The 23,603-nt window shown below is 70.3% G+C and carries 12 protein-coding genes; 6 read left to right on the top strand and 6 right to left on the bottom strand.

Annotated elements, in window-relative coordinates; all coding sequences use genetic code 11:
• Positions 1-9: 9 nt before the first annotated feature.
• Complete coding sequence (locus tag WAE60_RS14925; RefSeq protein ID WP_337687365.1) at positions 10-6,447, bottom strand: autotransporter domain-containing protein; 6,438 nt, start codon at positions 6,445-6,447, stop codon at positions 10-12.
• Positions 6,448-6,640: 193 nt separating this feature from the next.
• On the bottom strand, positions 6,641-6,877 hold the full coding sequence (locus WAE60_RS14930) for a hypothetical protein (protein WP_029912787.1): 237 nt from the start codon (positions 6,875-6,877) through the stop codon (positions 6,641-6,643).
• A 401-nt stretch (positions 6,878-7,278) separates the two neighbouring features.
• On the opposite strand from WAE60_RS14930, the gene WAE60_RS14935 reads away from it, so the two are divergent.
• Positions 7,279-9,129 carry a phosphoenolpyruvate carboxykinase (GTP) gene (locus tag WAE60_RS14935; RefSeq protein WP_337687367.1) on the top strand — a complete coding sequence of 617 codons (1,851 nt, stop codon included), beginning with the start codon at positions 7,279-7,281 and terminating at the stop codon, positions 9,127-9,129.
• A gap of 61 nt (positions 9,130-9,190) precedes the next feature.
• Positions 9,191-9,946, top strand: coding sequence for a triose-phosphate isomerase (gene tpiA, locus WAE60_RS14940; protein WP_197026702.1), 756 nt, complete (start codon positions 9,191-9,193; stop codon positions 9,944-9,946).
• A 9-nt stretch (positions 9,947-9,955) separates the two neighbouring features.
• Here the strand turns inward: tpiA and WAE60_RS14945 are convergent, their stop codons facing one another.
• The 4 genes from WAE60_RS14945 to WAE60_RS14960 all read right to left on the bottom strand — a co-directional run bounded on the left by WAE60_RS14945 (position 9,956) and on the right by WAE60_RS14960 (position 16,900).
• The gene (locus WAE60_RS14945; protein WP_337687369.1) at positions 9,956-10,966 is read right to left on the bottom strand and encodes a cupin-like domain-containing protein; all 1,011 of its coding nucleotides are present in this window, start codon (positions 10,964-10,966) and stop codon (positions 9,956-9,958) included.
• 31 nt (positions 10,967-10,997) lie between these two features.
• On the bottom strand, positions 10,998-12,341 hold the full coding sequence (locus WAE60_RS14950) for an acetylxylan esterase (RefSeq protein ID WP_337687371.1): 1,344 nt from the start codon (positions 12,339-12,341) through the stop codon (positions 10,998-11,000).
• Entirely contained in the window at positions 12,338-13,471 is a 1,134-nt protein-coding gene (locus WAE60_RS14955) for an endo-1,4-beta-xylanase (RefSeq protein ID WP_337687372.1), read from the bottom strand. The genes WAE60_RS14950 and WAE60_RS14955 overlap by 4 nt, the downstream gene beginning before the upstream one ends.
• Positions 13,472-13,657: 186 nt before the next feature.
• Positions 13,658-16,900 carry a TonB-dependent receptor gene (locus WAE60_RS14960; RefSeq protein WP_029912775.1) on the bottom strand — a complete coding sequence of 1,081 codons (3,243 nt, stop codon included), beginning with the start codon at positions 16,898-16,900 and terminating at the stop codon, positions 13,658-13,660.
• Positions 16,901-17,243: 343 nt separating this feature from the next.
• On the opposite strand from WAE60_RS14960, the gene WAE60_RS14965 reads away from it, so the two are divergent.
• From WAE60_RS14965 to WAE60_RS14980, 4 genes are read left to right on the top strand one after another with little or no spacing between them, the layout of a single operon-like run.
• Positions 17,244-18,761, top strand: coding sequence for a tryptophan halogenase family protein (locus tag WAE60_RS14965; protein ID WP_029912772.1), 1,518 nt, complete (start codon positions 17,244-17,246; stop codon positions 18,759-18,761).
• Complete coding sequence (locus tag WAE60_RS14970; protein WP_337687377.1) at positions 18,758-20,206, top strand: tryptophan halogenase family protein; 1,449 nt, start codon at positions 18,758-18,760, stop codon at positions 20,204-20,206. The genes WAE60_RS14965 and WAE60_RS14970 overlap by 4 nt, the downstream gene beginning before the upstream one ends.
• The gene (locus WAE60_RS14975) at positions 20,203-21,723 is read left to right on the top strand and encodes a tryptophan halogenase family protein (protein WP_337687379.1); all 1,521 of its coding nucleotides are present in this window, start codon (positions 20,203-20,205) and stop codon (positions 21,721-21,723) included. Before WAE60_RS14970 ends, WAE60_RS14975 begins: the two co-directional genes overlap by 4 nt.
• 8 nt (positions 21,724-21,731) lie before the next feature.
• A complete protein-coding gene (locus WAE60_RS14980; RefSeq protein WP_337687380.1) occupies positions 21,732-23,237 on the top strand; it encodes a tryptophan halogenase family protein in 1,506 nt (501 codons plus the stop codon).
• Positions 23,238-23,603 lie beyond the last annotated feature (366 nt).

A 23,603-nucleotide genomic window follows, 5' to 3' on the forward strand; every position in this document is an offset into this window, starting at 1 on the left:
CCCCCAGACCTAGAAGCGCCAGGACCCGCCGGCGCGGATCGCCTGGGCCTCGAAGCGGTCGCCGTAGGTCCCCTCGTAGGTGACCCCGAACCGCGCCCGATCGCCCGACGCCAGGTCGGCGCCCAGCTGCACGGCCAGGGCGCCGGCGTCGTACTTGGCGCCGCTGACCACGAAACGGGCCGTCCCGCCGGTGAAGGCGTTGGCGGTCTGGCCCGCCAGGTCGCCCGTGGCCATGCGCCAGGCGACAGCGACGCGCGGGCGCAGGACCGAGGCCCCGCCCACGTCGAACTGCCCCCTCACCTTGACCCCGACGTCGACCAAGCCCAGCTCGCGGGTGACGCCTTCGACCTTCAGCGCCGCGAAGCCGCCCGTTTCGCTGAAGTCGTCGCTCTTCACCCGCAGATAGCTGGCCGCCACGAAAGGCTCGACCACGGCCGCGCCCAGCGTCAGGGGCGCGGACACCTGGCCGAACACCTGGCCGACCGTGGCGTCGTACTTGCCCTTCACGCGATCCTGGTTCCCCGGGAACACTACGGCCCGCTCGGCGTCGATCGACGACCAGGCGTAGGCCGCGCCCACGTCGGCGCGCAGCGGTCCGAAGACGCTGGCGGCGTAGGCCGCGACCTGGCCGTTCTTGCTCTCGGCGCGGCTGCCGCGCGCCGAGACCGTCCCGTCGGCCTCGCCATAGGCGGCCGCCAGGCCCAGGCGGGCAGCGCCCAGCACCTTGTCGCCGCCGGCGACCAGGCCCGCGCCGCTGACCTTCAGGCCCGCCGCGCCGGCGCCGGCGTCGATCTTGCTCCAGCCCGCCAGAACGTCGCCCCAGCCGCCCGACACCTCGGCCGGAGCCGAGGTCCGCGCCTGGATCGCCTGCCGCAGCCGGCCCGCCTCGCCCGCCAGGACGGTCGAGACGTCGGCGTAGATCTGGCCGTCCAGGGCGCTGTAGGCCTGGGCGGACCCGCCCGCGTTCTGGGTGACCAGGGCGTCGTAGACCGGCGCGCCCAGGCCCAGGGCCTCGGCCGCGTCGGCCACCCGGGCTTCGTTCGAGGTCGTGGCGAAGCTGGCGAACCGGATGTCGTTGCGCAGCAGGTTCAGGCGCACGGCGTTGGCCGTGTAGGTCAGGCTGGGCGTCAGGAACGCCATGTCGCTGGTGACGCTGGAGAACCGCCCCGTGATCCCGCCCGCCGAGGTCAGGATGCCGTACTGGCTCAGCCGCGCGTATTGCGACGCCGGACCGCCGGCCAGGACGGCGACCTTGGCGCCGGTCTGGATGGTGGTGGCGCCGCCCACGACGATCAGGTCGTGCTCGCCGGTCGGCAGCACCTCGACCTGGTAGGTCGAACCCGTGGCGAAGGTGAAGTCGCCCGCCACGGTCAGGGTGCCGGGCGAATTGCCGGGAGTGACCTGGCCGCCGCCCTGCACGAAGACGTCGCCGCCGATCACGCCCGAGCCGCCCAGGGCGCCCGCCGAGCCCACGGTGACGTCGGAGGTCACCGAGCCGTTCACCTTCAGCTTGCCGGCGGTGACCGTGGTGTCGCCGGTATAGGTGTTGGCGCCGCTGAGCTCGATCACGCCGCCGCCGGTGACGGTGAACGAGCCCGACCCGGTGATCGACCCGGCGAAGGTGGTGCTGCCCGACTGGTTGACGGTCAGGGCGCCGCCGGTGATGTCGACGCCGCCGGTCGCGCCGCCGCTGAGGTTGGTGATGGTCTGGGTCAGGCCGCTGAGGTCCAGCACGCCGTTATCGACCTGCACCTGGGCGGTCTGCGGCAGATGCAGGATCCGCACCGAGCCGCCCTGGACGGTGGTCGTGCCGGTGAAGCCGTACTGGCCCGACAGGGTCAGGCGCGAGGCGCCCTTCTTGATCAGTTCGCCCGCGCCGGTGATGTCGCCGGCGTAGTCGTACTCGTCCGAGCGGTTGAAGACGGCCGTGCCGGCGATAACCAGGTCGCCCGTCAGGGCCCCGGTCGTCCCGCCGTCGCCGATCTGCAGGGTCGCCCCCGAGGCCACGGTGACGTCGCTGGTCATCGCGCCCTTCAGCAGCAGCGTCCCGGCGGACACGGTCGTCGGCCCGGCGTAGGTCGCCGCGCCCGACAGGGTCAGGGTCGCCGCGCCGGACTTGATCAGGCCGCCCGCGCCGCTCAGGTCGCCCGCATAGCTGGAGGCGTTGATCTGGGCGATCGTCAGGGTCCCGGCGCCGATGTCGAGATCGGCGTCGCCCGAGAGCCCGCCCGTCTTCTTGGCGCCGGAGCCCAGGGCGAAGGCCTCGCCCATCAGGGCCAGGCGGGAGTCGGCCGACAGGTTGGCGATCGTCACCAGGCCGCCGCCGTTGACCAGCGTCCCGGTCCGCGAATAGGCGCCCGACAGGGTCAGGTCGCCGCCGCCGGCCCAGATCACCTCGCCGCCCGCGCCCGACAGGGCGTTGGCCAGGGTGTAGTCGCCGTCCTGGCCCAGGAAGAACTGGCCGCCGTCGACCTTCAGGCCGCCCGCGAAGCTTCCCGTCGTTCCATGGCCGGCGACCTTCACCGTGCCCAGGCCCGCGTCGTCGACCGCGTAGTCGGCGCCGACCACCACGACGCCGCCGGTCTGCTCCAGGCCGCCGCCGATGTCGGTGACCACGTGCAGTTCGCCGCCGCTCACCCGGGTCGTCCCCGTATAGGTCCAGGCGCCGGACGCCAGCATGGCGCCGGACTGCAGTTCCACGTCGCCTGTCCCGCTGATCGAGAGCGTTCCGCTGTCGGCGTAGAGGTTGTCGTCGAAGCTGCGGGAGATCAGCGTGCCGTCGTTGTGGACCGACAGGCCGGCGCCCGGCGTCGTCGTCTCGAGCCAGGCGTTGGCGTCCTGGCGGTCGTCGATGCGCAGGGTCGCGCCAGAGGCGATGTCGATACTGTCGGCCTGCAGCAGGCCGGTCAGGGTCCAGTCGCCGGCCGCGACCGTGGCGGTCTCGAAGTTGAGGACCCCGCCGAACGTCTGGCCGGCGGACGGCTGATTGGAGGTCCCGTTCAGCACCAGGGCGTCCAAACCCGCCCCGCCGTCGACGGCGCCGGTGAAGCTGGCGCCGGTCAGCAGGGTCAGGGTGTCGTCCCCGTCCGCGAACCGCGCCGCCAGCGCGCCGGGCGCGCCGCCGATGTGGCCGGCCGTGGTCAGGCTGGCGCCGTAGCCCACCGCCGGCGAACCCGTCCCGCCCGGCACGGGCACGGCGCGGAATTCGACGCCGGCGCCGCTGAGGGCCGTGATCGAGGCGTCCGCCCCGACGGTCACCTCGGCCTGGTTCAGCGCGGAGACCCGCACGCCGGCCAATCCGCCCACGGTCTGGCCGGTGACGGTCAGGGCGGCGTCGTGGCTGGCGTACAGGTCGATGGCGACGCTGTTGGCGTCCTTCGCGACCGCGCGGCCCGAGGTCACCGTGAGGTCGCCGTGATCGGCCAAGACCTGGATCGCCCGGGAGCCGGTCCCGGTGATCTCGGCGTCCGCGCTGACGACCGCCACCGTGTCGCCGCGGCCGAAGACGGCCAGGGTGCCGTCGCTGCTGGCGCGGGCCTTGCCGCTGTTGATCTCGACTTCGCCGTCGATCGACTGGCCCCAGACGGCGGTCGCGAACTGGCCGACCACCGCCGAGTCGACGCTGTTGACGGTCACGTGGCCGCCACCGGTCGAGAGCGCGCCCACGCCGTCGGCCGTGAAGCCGGCGTGCAGGCCGGTGTTGGCGGTGCGGGTCACGCCGGCGTCGACGACGATGTCGCCCGTCGTGCTCTGGGCGAAGACGCCGACGTCGCCCAGGGTTCCGGCCGAGACCGTCCCCGTGGTGACGTGCACCGCGCCCTCGCGGCCGTAAACCACCACGCCGGTGCCGTCGGCCGTGACCTTGTCGGCCGAGACGTCCACGGCGCCCTGGCCATAGACGTAGAGACCGACGCCGTTGCCGACGGTGATCTCGCCGGCGTCGATGCTGATCGGACCGGCGTAGTCGGCCCAGACGCCCATGGCGCCCGCGCCGGTGGCAGAGACCTTGTCGGCGACGATGCTCAGCGTCCCCGCGCCGCCGGCCGGGACATGCGGCGTCCCGAAGACCAGCGCCCCGTCGGAATCGACCATGATCCCGTGGGCGTTGGCGCCGGTGGTGGTCACCTCGCCGCTGTGGATGTCGATGTCGCCGTTGGACCAGGCGTAGATGCCGCGCGCGGCGTCGCCCGACGTGAGGACCGAGCCGCTCCCGACCGAGACGCTGGCCCCGCGGGCGTAGATCCCGCTCGAGCCCTGGCCGGCGGTGGTCACCGAACCGCTGTCGATCGACACCGCGCCGGTCTGGCTGATCGCATAGGCGCCGAAGGCCGAACGGCCGGTCGTCTGGGCGTCGCCGCTGGTGATGCTGATGTCGCCGCTGGTCGAGATTCCGCCCACGGCGTCGGCGGTGAAGCCGGTCAGCATGTCGCCCTGGGTCTTGGTCGACTGGGCGCTGATCACGATGTCGCCGCTGGTGGTCTGGGCGAAGACGCCCACATCGCCCTGGGTCCCGGCCGAGACCGTGCCCGTGGTCAGGTTCACCGCGCCTTCGCGACCGTAGACCACCACGCCCGTGCCGGTCGCCGTGACCTTGTCGGCCGAGACGTCCACCGTGTTCTGGCCGTAGACATAGAGGCCCACACCGTTGCCGACGGTGATCTCGCCGCTGTCGATGCTGATCGGGCCCGCGTAGTCGACCCACACGCCCATCGCCCCGTTCCCGGTGGCGCTGACCTTGTCGCTGACGATGTTCACCGTCCCCACGCCGCCGGCCGGGACGTGCGGCGTGCCGAACACCAGCGCGCCGTCGGAATCGACCATGACGCCGTGGGCGTTGTTCCCCGTGGTGGTCACCTCGCCGCTGTCGATGGCGATGTCGCCGGTGGTCCAGGCGTAGATGCCGCGGGCGTTGTTCCCGGTGGTGCTGGCCGAGCCGCTGGTGATGTCGATCTTGGCCGTCTTGTTGAACGTCAGGGCCATGATGGCGTCGGCGGCGTTGGACCCGCTGGGCGCGCCCGTGGTCGAGGCCACGTCGCTGCGGATCGTCACCCCTTCGCCGCCGTTGGCGTAGATCGCCCGGCCGCCCGCTCCGGCCGCCGTGGCCGTCCCGCTGTCGATGCTGATCGCGCCGTTGCCCGCCGAGGCGTAGATCGCCCACGACTGGGCGCCCTGGGCGCTGGCCGTGTCGCTGGTGATCTCGATGTCGCCCAGGAAGCTCTGGGCGCTGATGGCGTTCGAGAACACCTGGACGCCGCCCACGGTGATCGCGCCGCCCGAGGCCGAGGCCTCGCCGCTGTCGATCCTGATCGACCCGTCGCCCCTGGCCAGGATCGCCGAGGCGCCGTCGCCCGTCGCCGTCGCGTGCTGCGAGGTCACGTCCATCAGGCCGGTCGCCTCGACACGGATGGCGTCGGTGTAGTGGGTCGTGCCGTCGTTGGTCACCGCGCCATGGGTGGTGGTGGCGCCCGCCACGACCTTGGCCGTGCCGCCGGCCCGCACATAGACGCCATAGGCGCCGTCGCTGGCCGTGGTGACGGTCCCGCTCTCGACCGTCGCGTCGCCCGCCAGGGCGGTGGCGGTCACGCCCAGGAAGCCCACGCCGCTGGTCGACAGCTCGTCGACCTTGACGTCGACGTCGCCGTTGTAGCTACGCGCGCCGATCCCCTGGCCGAACGAGGTGTGACCGGCGGGACCGACGGCCGGAGCCCCGGACGCGACGATCTGGCCGGCGGTCACGGAGACGTCGCCGAAGCCGACGGCCCCGATGACGCCGTTGGCCTGGGTGGTCGAGGCTTGGCCGACCACCACCGTCACCTTGCCCCCGCCCGTCGGCGTGGCGCTGGGACCGTCCAGCGAACGGGCCAGGACGATGCTGCCGCCCAGGCCCGAGGAGGAGATCTTGTCGATCTCGACCGTGACGTCGCCGGTCTTCGACTGGGCCGCGACGCCGGAGGTGTAGACCCCGGCCGTCGACACCTCCCCGGCCTTGACCTTGACCGCGCCACTGTCCGACAGCGCGACGATCGCGTCGTTGGTCATCTGGTTGACCATGTCGGCGCCCGAGGTGGCCGCCTTGGTCACGTTGACGTCGATCGCGCCGCTGGTGGTGGTGACGAACAGGCCGGGGGCCTCGTTTCCGCTAGTGGAGATGTCGGCCGCCACGACGCTGACCTTTCCGGCCCCGCCGACGACATCCACCGCGATCGCGCCGGTGTTGGACGTCGCGGCCGGCAGGTTCAGGATCAGGTCGTCGATCGTCGTGTAGCTGACGCCGGTGGTGATGGGCGACGGACAGGTCACCACGCCGCCGGCGGGCGCGCCGCACTCGTTGGCGGCCAGGGCGGCCGCCGGTTGGACCAGCAGCGAACATCCAAGCGCCGTTCCCGCCAGCCAAAGGGCCCGCGGATTGCGCGGACTCTTGCCGCGGCTATGTTGGATTCCCGACATATTTCACCCCATTCAGCCACTTATACGCACGCCGTTCCCCGAACAGCGACGCCCGAGCTAGCGAGGAGCGGGGATGGGAGACAACCCTCGTTTGGGGGGTGTGGGCGCAAACGCGTCGGCGCGTGACCGGTGGGACCCAGGGGGTTCGAAGGCCTCGAACCTCGGCGGCGCGAGGCCTTCCGGGGCGCGAAGCCTAGGACGTGGGGCAGAGTTGGTCGGCGATCCCCATCAGCAGCTTCAGCGCCTTGGCGACGGCCGGCCCCACGCCGGGGATCAGCGCGATGACCGGCAGCAGCGCCTTGATGCTGGGGGCGAGCGACCGATAGGTCTTGCAGAGATCGTCGCCGCCCGACGCGCCGAACGCCTCGGCGTCGGGCAGGGCCGCTTCGATCTGGTCGGCCAGCGCCAGGGCTTCCTTGTTGCTGAGCATGGAACTTCCTCCGTTCCGGGGAGACGACCGCGCCGAACCGCCGGCGGGCGAGCCCCGTCCGATGAAGATGCGGAGCGCGGCGTGCGGACGATGTGCCGACGGTCACCCGGGCGGGGTGAGTTTCCACACAAGCCGGGCCGCGACGGCGAAAAAGGCCGCCTCGATTCGCCCGGAAGGCCGCGCGGAGGCGGTCATTTCGGCGCGACAACGGCCGCGCTTCGGGATCGACTTCCTCCTAATCGGGCGCCGGACGCGAAAACATGCCGCCCTCGCGGCAACTGGCGCCCTGATTTTCAACGACAACGTTGTCATTGAAAACATTGGCCTTTTCCCCTCGATTCCTCACGCTATGGTGCGCGCAAGGCGAGCAATAGTTTCGCCAACTTGCAGCAGGACGTGAAATGCAGAACCAAGGGCTGGGCGCTAACGCGCCCCCGACGAAACACGCGCGTCTATTGGCCTGGGTCGACGAGGTCGCCGCGCTGACCAAGCCGAAGGCCATCCACTGGTGCGACGGCTCCGACGCGGAATGGGCCGCCCTGACCGACGAACTGGTCGCCCTCGGCACGCTCAAGCGCCTCAATCCCGAGCTTCGCCCCAACTCGTTCCACGCCGCCTCCGACCCGCGCGACGTCGCCCGCGTGGAGAGCCGCACCTTCATCTGCTCGGCCGACCAGGCCGACGCCGGCCCGACCAACAACTGGCGCGACCCGGACGAGATGCGCCGCACCCTGAACGGCCTGTTCGACGGCTGCATGCGGGGACGGACGATGTACGTCGTGCCCTTCTCGATGGGGCCAGTCGGTTCGCCGATCAGCGCCCTGGGCGTGGAGATCACCGATAGCGCCTATGTCGCCGTCTCGATGCGGGTGATGACCCGGATGGGCCGGGCGGCGCTGGACGCCCTGGGCGAGGACGGCTTCTTCGTGCCGGCCCTGCACACACTGGGCGCGCCCCTGGCCGAGGGCCAGGCCGACGTCGCCTGGCCGTGCAACGACGACAAGTACATCGTCCACTTCCCCGAGAGCCGCGAGATCTGGTCGTACGGCTCGGGCTACGGCGGCAACGCCCTGCTGGGCAAGAAGTGCTACGCCCTGCGGATCGCCTCGGTGATGGCCCGCGACGAGGGCTGGCTGGCCGAGCACATGCTGATCCTGAAGCTGACCTCGCCCGCCGGCAAGGTGCGCTACGTGGCCGCCGCCTTCCCCAGCGCCTGCGGCAAGACCAACATGGCCATGCTGCAGCCCACCCTCCCGGGCTGGAAGGCCGAGACCATCGGCGACGACATCTGCTGGATGCGGTTCGGGCCGGACGGCCGTCTGTACGCGATCAATCCGGAAGCCGGTTTCTTCGGCGTCGCACCGGGCACGGGGGTGAAGACCAACCGCAACGCGGTCGACACCCTGCATTCCAACTGCGTCTACACCAACGTGGCCCTGACCGCCGACGGCGACGTCTGGTGGGAAGGCCTGACCGAGACCCCGCCCGAGGGGCTGACCGACTGGAAGGGCCGCGCCTGGACGCCGGAGTCCGGCGAACCCGCCGCCCATCCGAACGCCCGCTTCGCCGTGCCCGCCGGCCAGTGCCCGGTCATCGCCGACGAGTGGGAGGACCCGGCCGGGGTGCCGATCTCGGCCATCCTGTTCGGCGGCCGCCGCGCCAGCGCCGTGCCGCTGGTCACCGAGGCCTTCGACTGGGAGCACGGGGTGTTCCTGGCCTCCAACGTCGCCTCGGAAGGCACGGCGGCGGCCGAGAACAGCATCGGCGAGCTGCGCCGCGATCCCTTCGCCATGCTGCCGTTCTGCGGCTACAACATGGGCGACTACTTCAATCACTGGCTGAAGGTCGGGGCCGGCGCCGATCCGGCCAAGCTGCCCCGCATCTACTTCGTCAACTGGTTCCGCAAGGACGAGCGCGGCAAGTTCGTCTGGCCGGGCTACGGCGAGAACAGCCGGGTGCTCAAGTGGATCGTCGACCGCCTGGAGGGCGAGGCCGAGGCCGTGGACAGCCCGATCGGCCGCCTGCCCGCCCGCGACGGCCTGGACCTGACGGGCCTGGACCTGACCGACGCCCAGTTGGACCTGCTGCTGACCGTGGACCCCGAGATCTGGCGCGCCGAGGCCGCCCTGATCCCGCCGGCCTACGAGAAGTTCGGTCCCCGCCTGCCGCCGGCCCTGTGGGAACAGCTGGCGGCGCTCGGCGCGCGGCTGGCCCGCCACGACCACCCCTCCAGAATCCTGGAACAGGCCTGACCGCCCTTCCCTCGCCCTTTCAAGACACAGGCGCCGGACAGGACCGGCGCACGGAGACCGAATGCAGCTCGCTATGGATAAGCCCGCCCGGAAGTTCGTGGTCGGAAACTGGAAGATGCACGGCGGCCGCGACGCCCTGCCCGTCCTGGACGCCATCGACGCGGCGGCGCGCCGGACGCCCGCCGTCGATGTCGGCGTGGCGGTGCCCGCCACCCTGATCACCGCCGCCTGGCAGGCCGCCGACGCCCTGCACGTGGGCGCCCAGGACATCCATGCGGCCGACAAGGGCGCGCACACCGGGTGCCTCTCGGCGCCGATGGTCAAGGACGCCGGCGCGGCCTTCACCATCGTCGGCCACAGCGAGTGCCGGGCCGGTCGCCAGGAGACCGACGCCGAGGTGCGCGAGAAGGTCGAGGCCGCGCGGCGGCACGGCCTGTCGGTGATCCTGTGCGTGGGCGAGGCGCTGGACGTCCGCGAGGCCGGCTTGGCCGAGACCGTGGTCGGCGCCCAGCTGGAGAACTGCCTGCCGGCCGACGCCGACGGCGACTGGCTGTCGGTGGCCTACGAGCCGATCTGGGCCATCGGCACGGGCCGCTCGGCCACGGACCAGGACATCGCCGCCATGCACGCGGTGCTGCGCGAGACCTGCCGCGCGGCGCTGGGCCCGGCCGGCGACCGCATCCGCCTGCTGTACGGCGGCTCGGTGACCCCGGCCAACGCGGCCGGCATCCTGGCGACGCCGAACGTCGACGGCGTGCTGGTGGGCGGCGCCAGCCTAACGGCCGAGACCTTCCTGCCGATTATCGCCCACGCCTGAGGCCAGGCGTCAGCCCAAGGACCGCTTGAGGAAGGCGCGGATGTTCTGCGCCAGGCGCGGCGTCAGCGGCCCCAACACGCCCTTGCGCGCCTCGGGCAGATGGGCGGCGGGATCGCCGTCGGCTTCGAACAGGTAGTGGTCGAAGATCGCCCGCCAGGCGTCGCGCTGCGGCTTGGGCAGGTGGCGCACCGCCAGCAGGCCGTGGACCAGCACCTCGAACGGCGACCCGGCCTCGGGCGGCAGGTCGCGCCACCAGTAGTTCACCAGCACATTGAAGCGGTCGAGCGACTGGACGTGGTGCCACCAGGCCGTGGGGATGTAGATGGCGTCGCCGGGGCCCAGCTCGGCCGAGCGGCCGTGCTCGATCGCCCTGGCGAAGCGCGGATAGCGCTCGAGGTCGGGAGCCTCCAGCTCGACCATGCTGATCGGCTGGCCGGCCAGGGTGAAGTCCAGCGGCCCGACATAGAGATTGGCCGTCTGCTCGGGCGGGAACAGGGTGAAGCGCCGGCGGCCGGCGGCCACCACGGCGATGTTGTCGGCCATGTCGTAGTGGGTCTGCACCCGGACGGCGTTGCCGAACCAGATGCGCGGCTCGACCGGCACGGCCAGCAGGTCGTGATGGTTGGCCTCGGCGAAGCCGGGCAACACCCGCTCCGTCGGGGCCGAGCCGACATAGACCGACGGCGGGTTCGCCTCGGCGCCCAGCGCCAGGATGTCGTCGACGATGGCCGAGATCGCGCCCTGCCGCCGCTCGAAGTTCAGCGCCCGCTCGGCGTCGCCATAGAAGAAGCGGCCGCCGATCTCCGGCGCGCCGACGAAGGCCTCGACGGCCGCGCCCTTGTCGAAGCCCTTGATATAGGCGGCGGCCGCCTCCGGGCCCTCGAGACCGGCCTGGGCCGCCGGCCAGTCCGCCGCGAAGCCCCGCAGCACCACGGGCCGGTAGGCCGGGACGATCTCGGCGCGCAGGACCTCGCGCGTGACGTTCCAACGCTCTTCCAGGGGCGGAAAGGACAGGCTCATGCGACGCTCTTACAGGACTTGGCGACAGAACTCAGGGGCGCTCAAGATAGCGCGAAGCGAAGTCCAGGAAGTAGGGCCAGTTCGGGCCGGGCGTGTGGCCGCCCTCGTGCTGCCGGAACGCCAGCTCGCCGTCGGCCACCAGGGTCAGAGGCTCGGGAAACGTCGTGACGCCCAGGTCGCGCGCGCCCAGCAGCCGATAGACCGGACCGGCGGCGACGGCGGCCATGAACATGCCGCGCGAATCCACCCAGCCGTCGGCCTGGTCGTTGCCGACGCTGATGAACAGCGGCCGAGGCGCGCACAGGGCGATCAGCTCGTGGGCGTCGACCGGCAGGTCGTCGACGGTCAGCGGCCCGGCGTAGCGCAGGAAATTGCCAGCCATCCAGTGGTACTCGCCGCTGGCCGCCAGGTTCTCCAGCTGCTCGCCGCGCTTGCGCCGGTGCAGCTTGGCCCCGCCCTCGCCCGACGAGGCGATCAAGCCGGCGGCGAAGCGCTGGTCGTAAGCCATGGCGACCAGGGCCGCCTTGCCGTAGCGCGACAGGCCCTCGATCGCCACGCGGCGGTCATCGACAGCGGGGTCGGTCGCCAGGAAGTCCAGCACCCGGCTGGCGCCCCAGGCCCAGGCGCGCAGGGCGCCCCAGTCGTCGGGGGCGCGCGGACGGCCGTGATTGACCAGGCCGATGACGCCTCGGGAGAGGCCCGCGCCGTTGTCGGGCTGGACGCTGGTCGGGTCGAGGATCGCATAGCCCCAGCCCCGGGCCAGGACCAGGTCGCGCCAATCCGGTCCGGGCGGCGCGGGACGCCCCTTCAGCCACGGCGCGCCGTCGGGGAAGCCGAACTCCAGCACCAGGGGCCGCCTGCCCCGCCCTTCCGGCGTGACCAGCAGCAGGTCCAGGCTGACCGAGACGGCGGGCCAGGCGCGGTTGTCCAGGTCGCCGGCCAGGCGTCGCTCGCGCACCGCCACGCCGTTGCGGACCTCGTGCTTCTCGCTGACCACCCGCCAGCGGACCGCCGGCATGTGCTTCGGCACACGGCCGTGCTCCTCGCGCGAGAACAGCTCGACCAGCTGCGGACGGCGGCGTTTCCACCAGTCGTCGGGCGTCGCCACCGGACGGCCGTCCGGGAAGACCAGCGGGTCCGGCAGCGGGCTGAACGGCCCGGCCTTGGCCTCGTCCTGGTTGACGAAGTTGGGGGCGGCGGCGTTGTAGCCGTCGACGCCCGGCCGCAGGGTCTTGATCCCCAAGCGGTCCAGCATCAGCCGATGGTCCTGCTCGGCGGTCAGGCCGCCGGCGGGCGGCGGGGTCTGGGCGCGCGACGCGGAACCACCGGCGAAAGCCGCGAGCGCGGCGCCGAGCAGCGCCGCTCGGCGGTTCACGCCCGCACCGGTGCGGCCCGGAACGCCGCCGCCACCGCCTCGCGCATCGGCTTGGGCCTGTAGGCGTCGTCATAGAGCGTCGCGCGCTTGGGCAGGCCGTCCCTGCGGGGCGTGAAGCCCTGCAGCCACGAATATTTGTCGACCATGCCCCAGGCCAGGACCTCCTTGGTCTGGCGGTAGTCCAGCATCAGGTCGAGATAGGCCTTCGCGAGCGCGGCGCCCGCCGCGTCGCGACCGGCGACGTCGCCCGGCAGGTTCTGGTCGTTGACGTCGAATTCGGTGATCAGCAGGTCGTAGCCCATGCCGGTGACCTCATCGAGGAAGGCGCGCCAGGCCTTTTCCTGCGGCTGCCCGAGGATGGCCGAGGCGGCGGGGTCCTGGGTGCCCAGGTGGCTTTGGACGCCCAGGGCGTCGACCGGCGTCCCGCGCTTGCGGAAGCCTTCCAGCAGCTTCAGCACGCCCGTGCGGTGCGCCTCGTTGCCGGCCTCCCAGCCCATGTAGTCGTTGTAGACCAGCCGGGCCTTGGGCGCGAAGGCGCGGGCCGTCTGGAAGGCGACGTCCAGGGTCGCCTCCGGCCCCATGGCGTCGGAGAAGACCGTGCGGCGGATCGCGCCGTCCTTAGGGTCGACGGTCTCGTTGACCACGTCCCAGGAGTCGATCTGCGGATAGTGCTTGATGACCGTGGCGATGTGAGCGGTCAGCATCGCCTGGGCCTTGGCCTTGCCGGCCGCTCCCGTCCCGAAATCGTAGCTGTTGAGCCAGGCCGGGAACCACTTGGGGTGATGCCACAGCAGGGTGTGACCGCGCAGGGCGATGTCGTGGGCCTTGGCGAAGGCGGCGATGCGGTCGGCGCGCTCGAAGGCGAAGGTCTTCGCATCGGGTCGCAGGACGTACCACTTCAGCTCGTTTTCGGGCACCAGCACGCCGCACTCGTCGATCAGCACCTGGCGATAGCCGGGATCGTCCAGCGTGCCGGTCAGGGAGCCGGGCTTGCCCGCGCCCACCGCGCTGCCGAACCGCACGCCCTTGGCCTTGGCCAGGTCGGCCAGCGAGCCCCCGGGGGGACGTTCGGCGGCCCGGACCAGACCCGGAACCGCGCAGGCCGCGCCGGCGGCGGCCCCAAACGCCATAAGACCACGCCTCGAAAAAACAGACCGGCGGAACGTCACGCTGAAGCCCTCTCAAGAACACCGCGCAACGTCGGGGACGTTGCGCGGTGAGTTTGGGGTAGAAGAATCCCTCGTCCGCGGAAGGCCGAAGGGTACGCGCCGAGACGATCCCGGCCGGACGACGTCCGACCGGTCCCGCCTCGGGATCTAGAAGCTGGCGCGAAGCACGAAGGTGTAGCGCCGGTCGTTCATGAACCAGGACCGCCCGGCCTTGAGCAGTTGGTCGTTCAGGACCTGGGTGGTCTTGGTGACCTCGTTCGTCAGGTTCACGCCCTGCACGCCGATCTTCACCTTGTCGTTGACGGTGTAGAACAGCGAACCGTCCAGCTGGCCGGTGGCCTCGTTCATGATCGGCGCGTAGGGCACGATCACGTCGCGGACCGTCAGCAGGAAGTCCGAACGCCAGTTGTAGGCCAGGCGAGCCGAGATCTTGCCCTTCTCGTAGATGGCCGCGAGGTTGGCGTTGTGCTTGGACAGGCCCTGCAGCGGCAGCAGGCTGGTGTCGACCGTCGAGACGCGGCCGGCGCCGACGTCGGGGTCGGTGGCCGACAGCGTGCTCTGCGGCACGCCCTTGCTGTCGATGTAGCTGTAGTTGGCGTTGATGCCGAAGCCGTCCAGCGGCTTGGGCAGGAAGTCGTAGAACTGCTGGTAGGCGATTTCGAAGCCCTTGATGTGGGCCTTGACGTCGGAGTTGCCCGGCGTGGTCACCAGCACATTGAACGTCGAGCCGTTGTTCGTGAACGGAACGCGCGCCGTGGTGTTGGTCGCCACATCGGTCAGCTCCTTCCAGAACAGGGCCAGCGTCACCGACCCGACCGGAGCGAAGTACCATTCCGCCGAGCCGTCGATGTTGATCGATTGCGTGGGCTTCAAGTACGGGTTGCCGACCGTTGTGTTGCCGCCGACCACGCCGTTGATGATGCCGGTCGCGTTGGTGTCGAGCTTGACGTCGTAGTAGTTGCGGGTCAGGCCCACTTCCGGCGGCGTGATGGTCTTCGACGCGCCGAAGCGCAGCTGCCAACCGTCCTGCAGGGCCACCTTCACGTTCAGGCTGGGCAGCCAGTAGTCGAACTTGGCGTGGGCGCTCTGCGGGATCGTGGCCCCGTTGGTGAAGTTCCGCACCTGCTGGCGGGTGGCCGGCGTGAGCCCGCAGAAGGCCGTCGGCGTGAAAGGCGCCTTCGGATCCGGCAGGGCCTGCCAGTTGGTGAACGCCAGGTCGCACGACGCATCCGTCGCCTGGATCGCGTTCGGGAAGGTCAGGAAGCCCGTCGCGTCGCGGGTCGTGCTGGTGTAGCGCAGGCCGACATTGCCCGTGACCCGCACGTCGCCGTCGAAGTCATGCTTGAAGCGCAGCATGGCGTAGGCCGACTTGGTCTTCTCGTTGATCGGATTGATCTCGCCCGGCAGGAAGGGCGTTCCGGCGACCGTGTTGCAGCGTTGGGCCAGCGGGACCCAGTTCTGCGGGCATCCGTTGACCAGTCGCGCGCGCCACTCGTCGCCGACGGCCAGGCCGAAGGCCGACATCGCCGCGTAGTCCTTGGCCGCGTTGCCGTTGTAGAACGGACGCGCGTCCAGACCGGTCGGGACCGGGACCTCACCGCGCATGAAGTCGGTGAACGGATAGAGCTCGGTGTGGGCGACGCTGTTCGAACCGCCCGGCGTGGCCGGGTTGCCGTTGACCTGGTCGTCGAACCAGACCGGACCGCCGCCGCCCCAGATTTCGCTCAGCACCCCCCAGTTATAGGTCGAGAAGCGCGTGGTCTGGTCGCGCTCGGCCCAGCGGACGCCGACCCGGGCCGAGTCCAGCCAGCTGTTCTCGGCGAAGCGGTAGTCAACGTCGATCTTGGCGGCGTCTTCCTTGCCCTCGCTCTGCTCGATGTGGTCCATCGCCGAGCGCCAGAAGCTGTTGTACGGGTCCTGGAAGCTGTTGTGGGCGCCGCGGAAATAGGTCGGGCAGTTGCCGCTGGGCGGCGCGCAGGTCGGCACCCCCGCGCCGCTGGACGGCGGCAGGAAGGTGAAGACCGGCATGTCGGAGCCGTTCAGCTTCAGGTCCAGGTTCTGGAAGGTCGAGGCCCAGACGCCGACGTCCAGGTTGTCGACCGTCGAGTCGACGTGCTGGTAGTCGAAGGACACGCCCCAGCGCTCGTTCGGCGTCCACTTGAAATTGAAGCCGTAATCGGACGTGACGTACTTCTGCTCGACGCTGCGGCTGATGTTGTTGCTTTGCAGGCCGAAGTTGGGCGTCCGCGGATCGGCGCCGTTCTGGTCGTCGCGCCAGCCCTGCGGGCCGGTGATGATCCCGTTGGTGAAGATGCCGTTGCTGTCGACGCCGAAGGTGGTGCCGTCGATCGGGCGCGAGTCGCCGGCCGCCTGGACGTTGTCCGTGGCGATCTCCATCGCGTGCTCGGTCCAGGACTGCGTCGATTCCGAGCGCAGATACTGGAAGGTGGCCAGCATCGTGTCGTCGGTGCTGCGCCATTGGCCGGCCGCGGCGTAGCCCGTGCGCTCGCGCTCGGTCTCGGTGCTGCGGAAGGCCGCGCCGCGCGGGAACCACACGCCCTTGCCGCCCTGCGGGCAGTTCACGGCTTGCGGATTGGCCGTCTGGGCGCTGGTGAAGTCGGTGCGGCAGCCGAAGTTCGACACCTGGGTGCCGTCGGCGCGCGTGAACAGCTTGGAATCCACGGCGCTGAGCAGCAGGCCGAACGTGCCGGCCTCGGTGTCCCACTGGTCGCTGTACAGCGCCGTATAGGTGGGCGCCCAACGCTTGACGAAGTCGCCGTAGCTGGCTTCGGCCGACAACGAGAGCAGCCGCTTGGTGCTGTCGAACGGCAGGCGGGTGCGCAGGTTGACGGTGCCCGAGATGCCGCCCTCGATCATGTCGGCCGAGGGGCTCTTGAACACGTCGACGCCGCCCATCAGCTCGGACGGCACGTCCGCGAAGCTGAGCGCGCGACCGTTGTTGGCCGAGAAGGTGTCGCGGCCGTTCAGCTCCGAACGCACGAAGTTCAGGCCGCGCACGACGACGCCGCTACCCTCGGTCGAGAAGTGGTCGGGATCGACGCCCGCGGCGAAGCGGTTGATGGCCACGCCCGGGATGCGCTGCAGTGCTTCGGTGACCGAACGGTCCGGCAGGGCGCCGATGTCCTCGGCGGTGATGGAGTCGCCGATGATCTCGGAGCTCTGCTTGAGCTGCTGCGAGCTCTTCAGGCTCTGGCGGATGCTGGTGACGACCACCTCGTCGACCGTCGCCGCGTCATCGGCCGGTTTGGTCTGCGCCAGGGCCGGGCCGGCGATCAGCACCACCCCCAACGCCAGGGCGGAAACGCCGTACTTGAGTTTTGAAATCGAATTGCCGCTCGCGCATGCGGGCGCGCCTTGGACGTAGTCCATTTCGTCTGCCTCCCCAGTTATTCTTCATGGTGGCGGGTTACCGCTACCATTGGCCTATTGAATCGACCATTATGGTCAGATGATATGGCAAAGCCCGCCGACGTCAAGGTACCGGTAACTTGACTGGTGAAAAGAAGATTGTTTTCGATCAGTCTTCTGTTTTATCAGGATAATTTGGTTGCTCCCACGTGTTGCAACCAGGAAAAACGGACGACAGACGGCGTTTCTTCCCGAGACGGAACGAACGTCGTCTGACCAATCCGCGTGGACCTCGACGTCCATTCGGGGCCAGACGGGATGACCGCCCATAGAAGGCGGGGTACGCTCGCGAGAGGGGGAACGCATGACGGATCGAGCCGTCCGGAACATTCTAATCGTCGGCGGCGGCACCGCCGGCTGGATGACGGCCGCGGCCCTGTCGGCCAAGCTGGCCGGCCTGCCGATCGCCCTGCGCCTGGTGGAGTCCGCCGAGATCGGCACCGTCGGCGTCGGCGAGGCGACCGTGCCGCACATCCGCCACTTCAACGCCGCCCTGGGCCTCGACGAGGCCGACTTCATGCGCAAGACCCAGGCGACCTACAAGCTGGGCATCGAGTTCCGCGGCTGGGGCAAGCCGGGCGACAGCTACATCCACCCGTTCGGCGCCTATGGCGCGGCGATCGGCGGGGTGGGCTTCCACCATCACTGGCTGCGGGCCCGCCAGGGCGGCGATCCGACGCCGCTGGAGGCCTATTCCCTGCCGGTGATGGCCGCGCGCCAGAACCGGTTCGCCCCGCCCTCCTCCGACCTGCGCTCCGTGGCCTCGACCTACAACTACGCCTACCAGTTCGACGCCGGGCTCTATGCGGCCTACCTGCGCGCCTATGCCGAGGCGCGCGGCGTGGTGCGCACCGAGGGCAAGGTGGCCGACGTGGCCCTGCGCGGCGCGGACGGCTTCATCGAGGCGATCACGATGGAGAACGGCGAGCGCATCGAGGCCGACCTGTTCATCGACTGCTCCGGCTTCCGCGGCCTGCTGATCGAACAGGCCCTGAAGGCCGGCTACGAGGACTGGACGCGCTGGCTGCCCTGCGACCGGGCCGCCGCCGTGCCGTGCGAGACGGTGGAGGCCTCGACGCCCTACACCCGCTGCACCGCCGACGAGGCCGGCTGGCGCTGGCGCATCCCGCTGCAGCACCGGGTGGGTAACGGCTACGTCTATTCCAGCGCCCACATCAGCGACGACGACGCCGCCGACGCCCTGCTGGCGGGTCTGGAGGGCAAGGCCCAGGCCGATCCGCGCTTCCTGCGGTTCGTCGCCGGCCATCGCCGCAAGCAGTGGAGCAGGAACTGCGTGGCCGTGGGCCTGGCCAGCGGCTTCCTGGAGCCGCTGGAAAGCACCAGCATCCACCTGATCCAGGTGGCGATCACCACCCTGCTGGAGCTGTTCCCCGACCGCGACTGCGCCCAGGCCGACCAGGACGAGTACAACCGGGTCATGACCCTGGAGTTCGAGCGGATCCGCGACTTCCTGGTGCTGCACTATCACGCCAACCAGCGGGTCGGTTCACCGTTCTGGGACGACCGCCGCAACCTGCCCATCCCCGACAGCCTGGCCTACAAGATGGACCTGTTCCGCGACCGGGGCGTGGTCGTGAAGTACAAGGACGGCTTCTTCCTCGAGCCCAGCTGGCTGGCCGTCTATCTGGGTCAGAACGTCGTGCCCCGGATGTACGACCCGGTCAGCGACAGCGTGCCCGACGCGGCTCTGGCCCAGCGCCTGAAGGCGATCCGCGAGTCGGTCGCCGACACGGTGCGGGCCATGCCCGCCCACGACGACTGGATCGCCCGCTCCTGCGCCGCCTCGGGAGCCGCCGCATGAGCCGCCCGTCCCTGAACAGCGTCGCCGTCCTGGGCGGCGGCGGCGCCGGCTGGATGACGGCCTGCGCCCTGGCCCGGGTCCTACCCGGGGATGGGACCCTGCGCCTGGTCGAGACCGCGGCCTCGGCGCCCCGGGGAGCCTTATCCACCCTGCCCGCCCTGCGGACCTTCCACGGCCTGCTCGGCCTGGACGAAGCGGCCCTGATGCGGAGCGCGCGCGGGACCTTCAAGCTGGGCGCGCGCTACAGCGGCTGGACCGATCCCGGCCACGACCATGTGGAAGGCTTCAGCGACGCCGGCGCCGGCTTCGACGGCGTGGCCTTCCATCATCACTGGCTGCGCGCCCGCGAGCGGGGCGACGCCGGCCGCTACGAGGACTACAGCCTGGCCGCCGTGGCCGGACGGCTGGGCCGGTTCGCCCCGCCCAGCGAGGACCCTCGCTCGGTGCTGTCGACCCTGTCCTACGGCCTGCACCTGGACGCCGCCGCCTATGTCGCGGCGCTGCGGGCGACGGCGGGCCGCGTCGAGGCCCGCGCGGGCGAGATCGCCGACGTCGTCCTGGCGGAGGACGGCCGGATCGCCGCCGTGGTCCTGGCCGACGGCGAGCGGATCGTCGCCGACCTGTTCATCGACGCCACGCCCGACGGCCGGCTGATCGGCGCGACACAAGACGCCGGCTGGGTCGACGAGCCCGCCCTGCCCTGCGACCGCCTGGCCCTGCGCGAGGTCACGCCCCGCGCCGCCCCGCCGCCCCTAAGCGAGTTCGAGGCGATCGCCGAGGGCTGGCTGCGGCGCGTCCCGCTGCGCGGCGGCGACGCCGTGGCCCTGGCCTACGCCGGGGGCCTGACCTCCGACGACGAGGCGCGCGACATCCTGGGCGGCGAGGCGACGATCGTACCCCTGCGCAACGGCCGCCGCCGGCAGGTCTGGTCGGGCAATTGCGTGGCGGTCGGCCCGGCCGCGAGCCAGCTGGAGCCGCTGAACGGGGACGACGCCCAGGCCATTCAAAGCGGCGTCGGCCGCCTGATCGCCCTGCTGCCCGCCGCCGACGGCTCGCCCCTGGCGGCGATGGAGTACAACCGGCTGATGGCCGAGGAGCAGGACCGGGCCCGCGACCTGGCCGTGTTCCGCTACGCGGCCGCCACGCGGACCGATCCGCCGTGGATCCAGGCTCGGCGCGCCGCGCCCTCCCCGGCCCTGGCGTACAAGCAGGCCCAGTTCGAGAGCCGGGGCCGCGTGGTGCTGTACGACGAGGAGACCTTCGTGGAAGGCGCCTGGGTCGGGGCGTTTCTCGGCCACGGGATCACACCGCGCCGCCACGACCGGCTGGCCGACCGCATCCCTCCCGCCCAGGCCGACGCCGCCCTGGCCCGGCTGCGCGGGATGATCCGCCAGGCCGCCCAGGCCATGCCGCCGCACGCCGACGCCCTGAAGGACCGCGCATGACTCCCGCCCCTATCCGTAAGGTCCTGGTCCTGGGCGGCGGCACGGCCGGCTGGATGACCGCCGCCGCGCTGTCCAAGGTGCTCAACGGCCAGGTCGAGGTCGTGCTGGTCGAATCCGAGCAGATCGGCACGGTCGGCGTCGGCGAGGCCACCATCCCGCCCATCCTGACCTTCAACGCCATGCTCGGCATCGACGAGCGCGAGTTCATGCGGGCTACCCGCGCGACCTTCAAGCTGGGCATCGAGTTCCGCGACTGGACGCGCCTGGGCGACCGCTACATCCACCCGTTCGGGACCTTCGGCCTGGATATCGAGGCCATCAAGTTCCACCAGATCTGGCGCAAGGTGCGCGACCGGGTCGGGCCGATCGAGGACTTCAACCTGGCGGCGGTCGCCGCGCGCCAGAACCGCTTCGCCATGCCCGATCCCGATCCGGCCAAGGTGCTGTCGAGCCTGAAATACGCCTTCCACTTCGACGCCGGCCTCTATGCCCGCTTCCTGCGCGGCTTCGCCGAGAAGCGCGGCGCGATCCGGATCGAGGGCAAGGTCGCCGACGTGGCCCTGCGCGGCGAGGACGGCTTCATCCAGTCGGTCGCCCTGGAGGACGGCCGCACGATCGAGGCCGACCTGTTCATCGACTGCACGGGCTTCCGCGCCCTGCTGATCGGCCAGACCCTGGGCGGGCGCTATCTGGACTGGAGTCGCTGGCTGCCCAACGACCGCGCCGTGGCCCTGCCCTGCGCCACCGGCGGCGACGGCCTGACGCCCTATACCCGCGCCACCGCCGACAAGGCCGGCTGGCGCTGGCGCATCCCGCTGCAGCACCGCACCGGCAACGGCTATGTCTATTCCAGCGCCCATATCGGCGACGACGAGGCTCTGGCCGCCCTGACGACCGGGCTGGACGGCCCGGCCCAGGCCGATCCCAACTTCCTGCGCTTCCAGGCCGGTCGCCGGGACCAGGCCTGGATCAAGAACTGCGTCGCCATCGGCCTGTCGTCTGGCTTCCTGGAGCCGCTGGAGAGCACCAGCATCCACCTGATCCAGGCGGGGATCACCAAGCTGCTGGCCCTGTTCCCGGACAAGGGCTTCGATCCGCTGGAGATCGACGAGTACAACCGCCTGACCGCCCAGCAGGTCGAGCTGGTCCGCGACTTCATCATCCTGCACTTCAAGGCCACCGAGCGCTCGGACACGCCCTATTGGGACCATGTCCGGACGATGGAGATCCCCGACAGCCTGGCGCGCAAGATCGAGCTGTTCGCCGGCCGGGGCCGCATCTTCCAGTCCGACTACGACCTGTTCGCCGAGCCCAGCTGGATCGCCGTGCTGCTGGGCCAGGGGATCGTGCCGCGCCAGTACGACGCCCTGGTCGACACCCTGCCCGAGGCCGCCCTGGTCCATCGCCTCAAGCGGATGGCGGACCTGATCGGCCAGACGGCCCAGGCCATGCCGGACCACCAGGCGTTCATCGCCCGCTACTGCGCCGCCGACGCGGCCGCCAACATCCCAGCATGAGTTCCCGCATGACCAATCAACGCCTGCGCAAGGTCGTCATCGCCGGCGGCGGCACGGCCGGCTGGATGACGGCGGCGGCGCTGGGTCGTTTCCTGAAGGACGGCTACACCCAGGTGACCCTGGTGGAGTCCGAGGAGATCGGCACGGTGGGCGTCGGCGAGTCCACGATCCCGCAGATCAAGATCTTCAACCGCATGCTGGGCCTGGACGAGCTGGAGTTCGTCCGCCGCACCAAGGCGACCTTCAAGCTGGGCATCGACTTCGTCGACTGGAAGACGATCGGCCACCGGTACCACCACCCGTTCGGCCCCTACGGCGTCGACATGGAGGGGGTGTCGTTCCACGCCTATTGGCTGCGGCAGAAGGCGATGGGCGAAGCCGCCGACCTCGGCGACTACTCGCTGCAGGCCGTGGCGTCGGCCCAGGGCAAGTTCATGCGGGCCAACAACCAGCCCAATTCGCCGCTGGGCAAGATCGACCACGCCTATCACATCGACGCCGGCCTCTACGCCCGGTTCCTGCGCGGCTACGCCGAGGAGCGCGGGGTGCGCCGCCAGGAAGGCCGGATCGTCGACGTCCACCAGCGCGCCGAGGACGGCTTCATCGAGGCCGTGACCCTGCAGGGCGGCGAGCGGGTCGAGGGCGACCTGTTCATCGACTGCTCGGGGTTCCGGGGCCTGCTGATCGAACAGACCCTGAAGACCGGCTTCGAGGACTGGTCCCATTGGCTGCTCAACGACCGCGCCGTGGCCGTGCCCTGCGCCCTCGGCGGCTCGACCAATCCCGTGACCCGCGCCACCGCCCGACCGGCCGGCTGGCAGTGGCGCATCCCGCTGCAGCATCGCCTGGGCAACGGCTACGCCTATTCCAGCGCGCACATCAGCGAGGACGAGGCGACCGCCTACCTGCTGGCCAATCTGGACGGCGAGCCGCTTCGCGATCCCTTCACGCTGCGCTTCACGGCCGGGCGGCGCAAGAAGAGCTGGAACAAGAACGTCGTGGCCATCGGCCTGTCGGCCGGCTTCATGGAGCCGCTGGAAAGCCAGAGCATCCACCTGATCCAGGTCGGCATCTCGCGCCTGCTGGCCATGTTCCCCGACAGGCGTTTCGAGCAGCCCGACATCGACCGCTACAACCGCGTGATGCAGTTCGACTACGAGACGATCCGCGACTTCCTCATCCTGCATTTCCACGCCACCCGGCGGAATGACACGCCCTATTGGGACTATCTGCGGGAGATGCCGATCCCGGACTATCTGGCCGACAAGATGGCCGTGTTCAAAAGCTACGGCCGGGTGTTCCGCGAGAACGAGGAGCTGTTCACCGACACCAGCTGGTTCGCGGTGATGATCGGCCAGGGGATCGAGCCGCGCGGCCACGACCCGATGGCCGATGTGATGTCCGACCACCAACTTCGCGCCAACATGGACAACATTCGCGGCGTCATCGCCAAGTCCGCCCAGGTCATGCCCGACCACATGACCTTCATCGCCGAAAACTGCGCGGCGGTCTAAATCGCCCAGGACTCTTCTGTCTGACATCTCGAGTCGACGCGGCCGCGTCGACTCGAACCGATTGCCTGCGCGCTCGACCGAATTCCGTGCACCTTCACCGATCGAACGTCATTGGTAAGACCATACCCGTCTTCTCATTTGTCAGACATTTGACCTTTTATCCTCGATGTTCACGTTCCCTTGGGTGTTCGGCCGGCAACACCGGGCGGCAAATGGTCGGACATTGGTTTTTCTAGAGGTATGACCTCGTTGACTTGCGAGGCCTTACCTCGTAACGATCATGTTGTGACCGCTACCATGACCATTCGATCGACGCCGTGCGCGGACGATCGAAGGCGGGATTGGGAAGGGGCAGAACGACAGGTG

It is taken from the genome of Caulobacter sp. CCG-8, from assembly GCF_037402475.1.
GTDB lineage: Bacteria > Pseudomonadota > Alphaproteobacteria > Caulobacterales > Caulobacteraceae > Caulobacter.

Excerpts from the sequence above, each read along its gene's own strand:
- tpiA (WP_197026702.1), top strand. The coding sequence starts at position 9,191 with ATGCAGCTCGCTATGGATAAGCCCGCCCGGAAGTTCGTGGTCGGAAAC.
- WAE60_RS14970 (WP_337687377.1), top strand. The coding sequence starts at position 18,758 with ATGAGCCGCCCGTCCCTGAACAGCGTCGCCGTCCTGGGCGGCGGCGGC.
- WAE60_RS14925 (WP_337687365.1), bottom strand. The coding sequence starts at position 6,447 with ATGTCGGGAATCCAACATAGCCGCGGCAAGAGTCCGCGCAATCCGCGG.
- WAE60_RS14960 (WP_029912775.1), bottom strand. The coding sequence starts at position 16,900 with ATGGACTACGTCCAAGGCGCGCCCGCATGCGCGAGCGGCAATTCGATT.
- WAE60_RS14965 (WP_029912772.1), top strand. The coding sequence starts at position 17,244 with ATGACGGATCGAGCCGTCCGGAACATTCTAATCGTCGGCGGCGGCACC.
- WAE60_RS14945 (WP_337687369.1), bottom strand. The coding sequence starts at position 10,966 with ATGAGCCTGTCCTTTCCGCCCCTGGAAGAGCGTTGGAACGTCACGCGC.
- WAE60_RS14975 (WP_337687379.1), top strand. The coding sequence starts at position 20,203 with ATGACTCCCGCCCCTATCCGTAAGGTCCTGGTCCTGGGCGGCGGCACG.
- WAE60_RS14935 (WP_337687367.1), top strand. The coding sequence starts at position 7,279 with ATGCAGAACCAAGGGCTGGGCGCTAACGCGCCCCCGACGAAACACGCG.
- WAE60_RS14980 (WP_337687380.1), top strand. The coding sequence starts at position 21,732 with ATGACCAATCAACGCCTGCGCAAGGTCGTCATCGCCGGCGGCGGCACG.
- WAE60_RS14930 (WP_029912787.1), bottom strand. The coding sequence starts at position 6,877 with ATGCTCAGCAACAAGGAAGCCCTGGCGCTGGCCGACCAGATCGAAGCG.
- WAE60_RS14955 (WP_337687372.1), bottom strand. The coding sequence starts at position 13,471 with ATGGCGTTTGGGGCCGCCGCCGGCGCGGCCTGCGCGGTTCCGGGTCTG.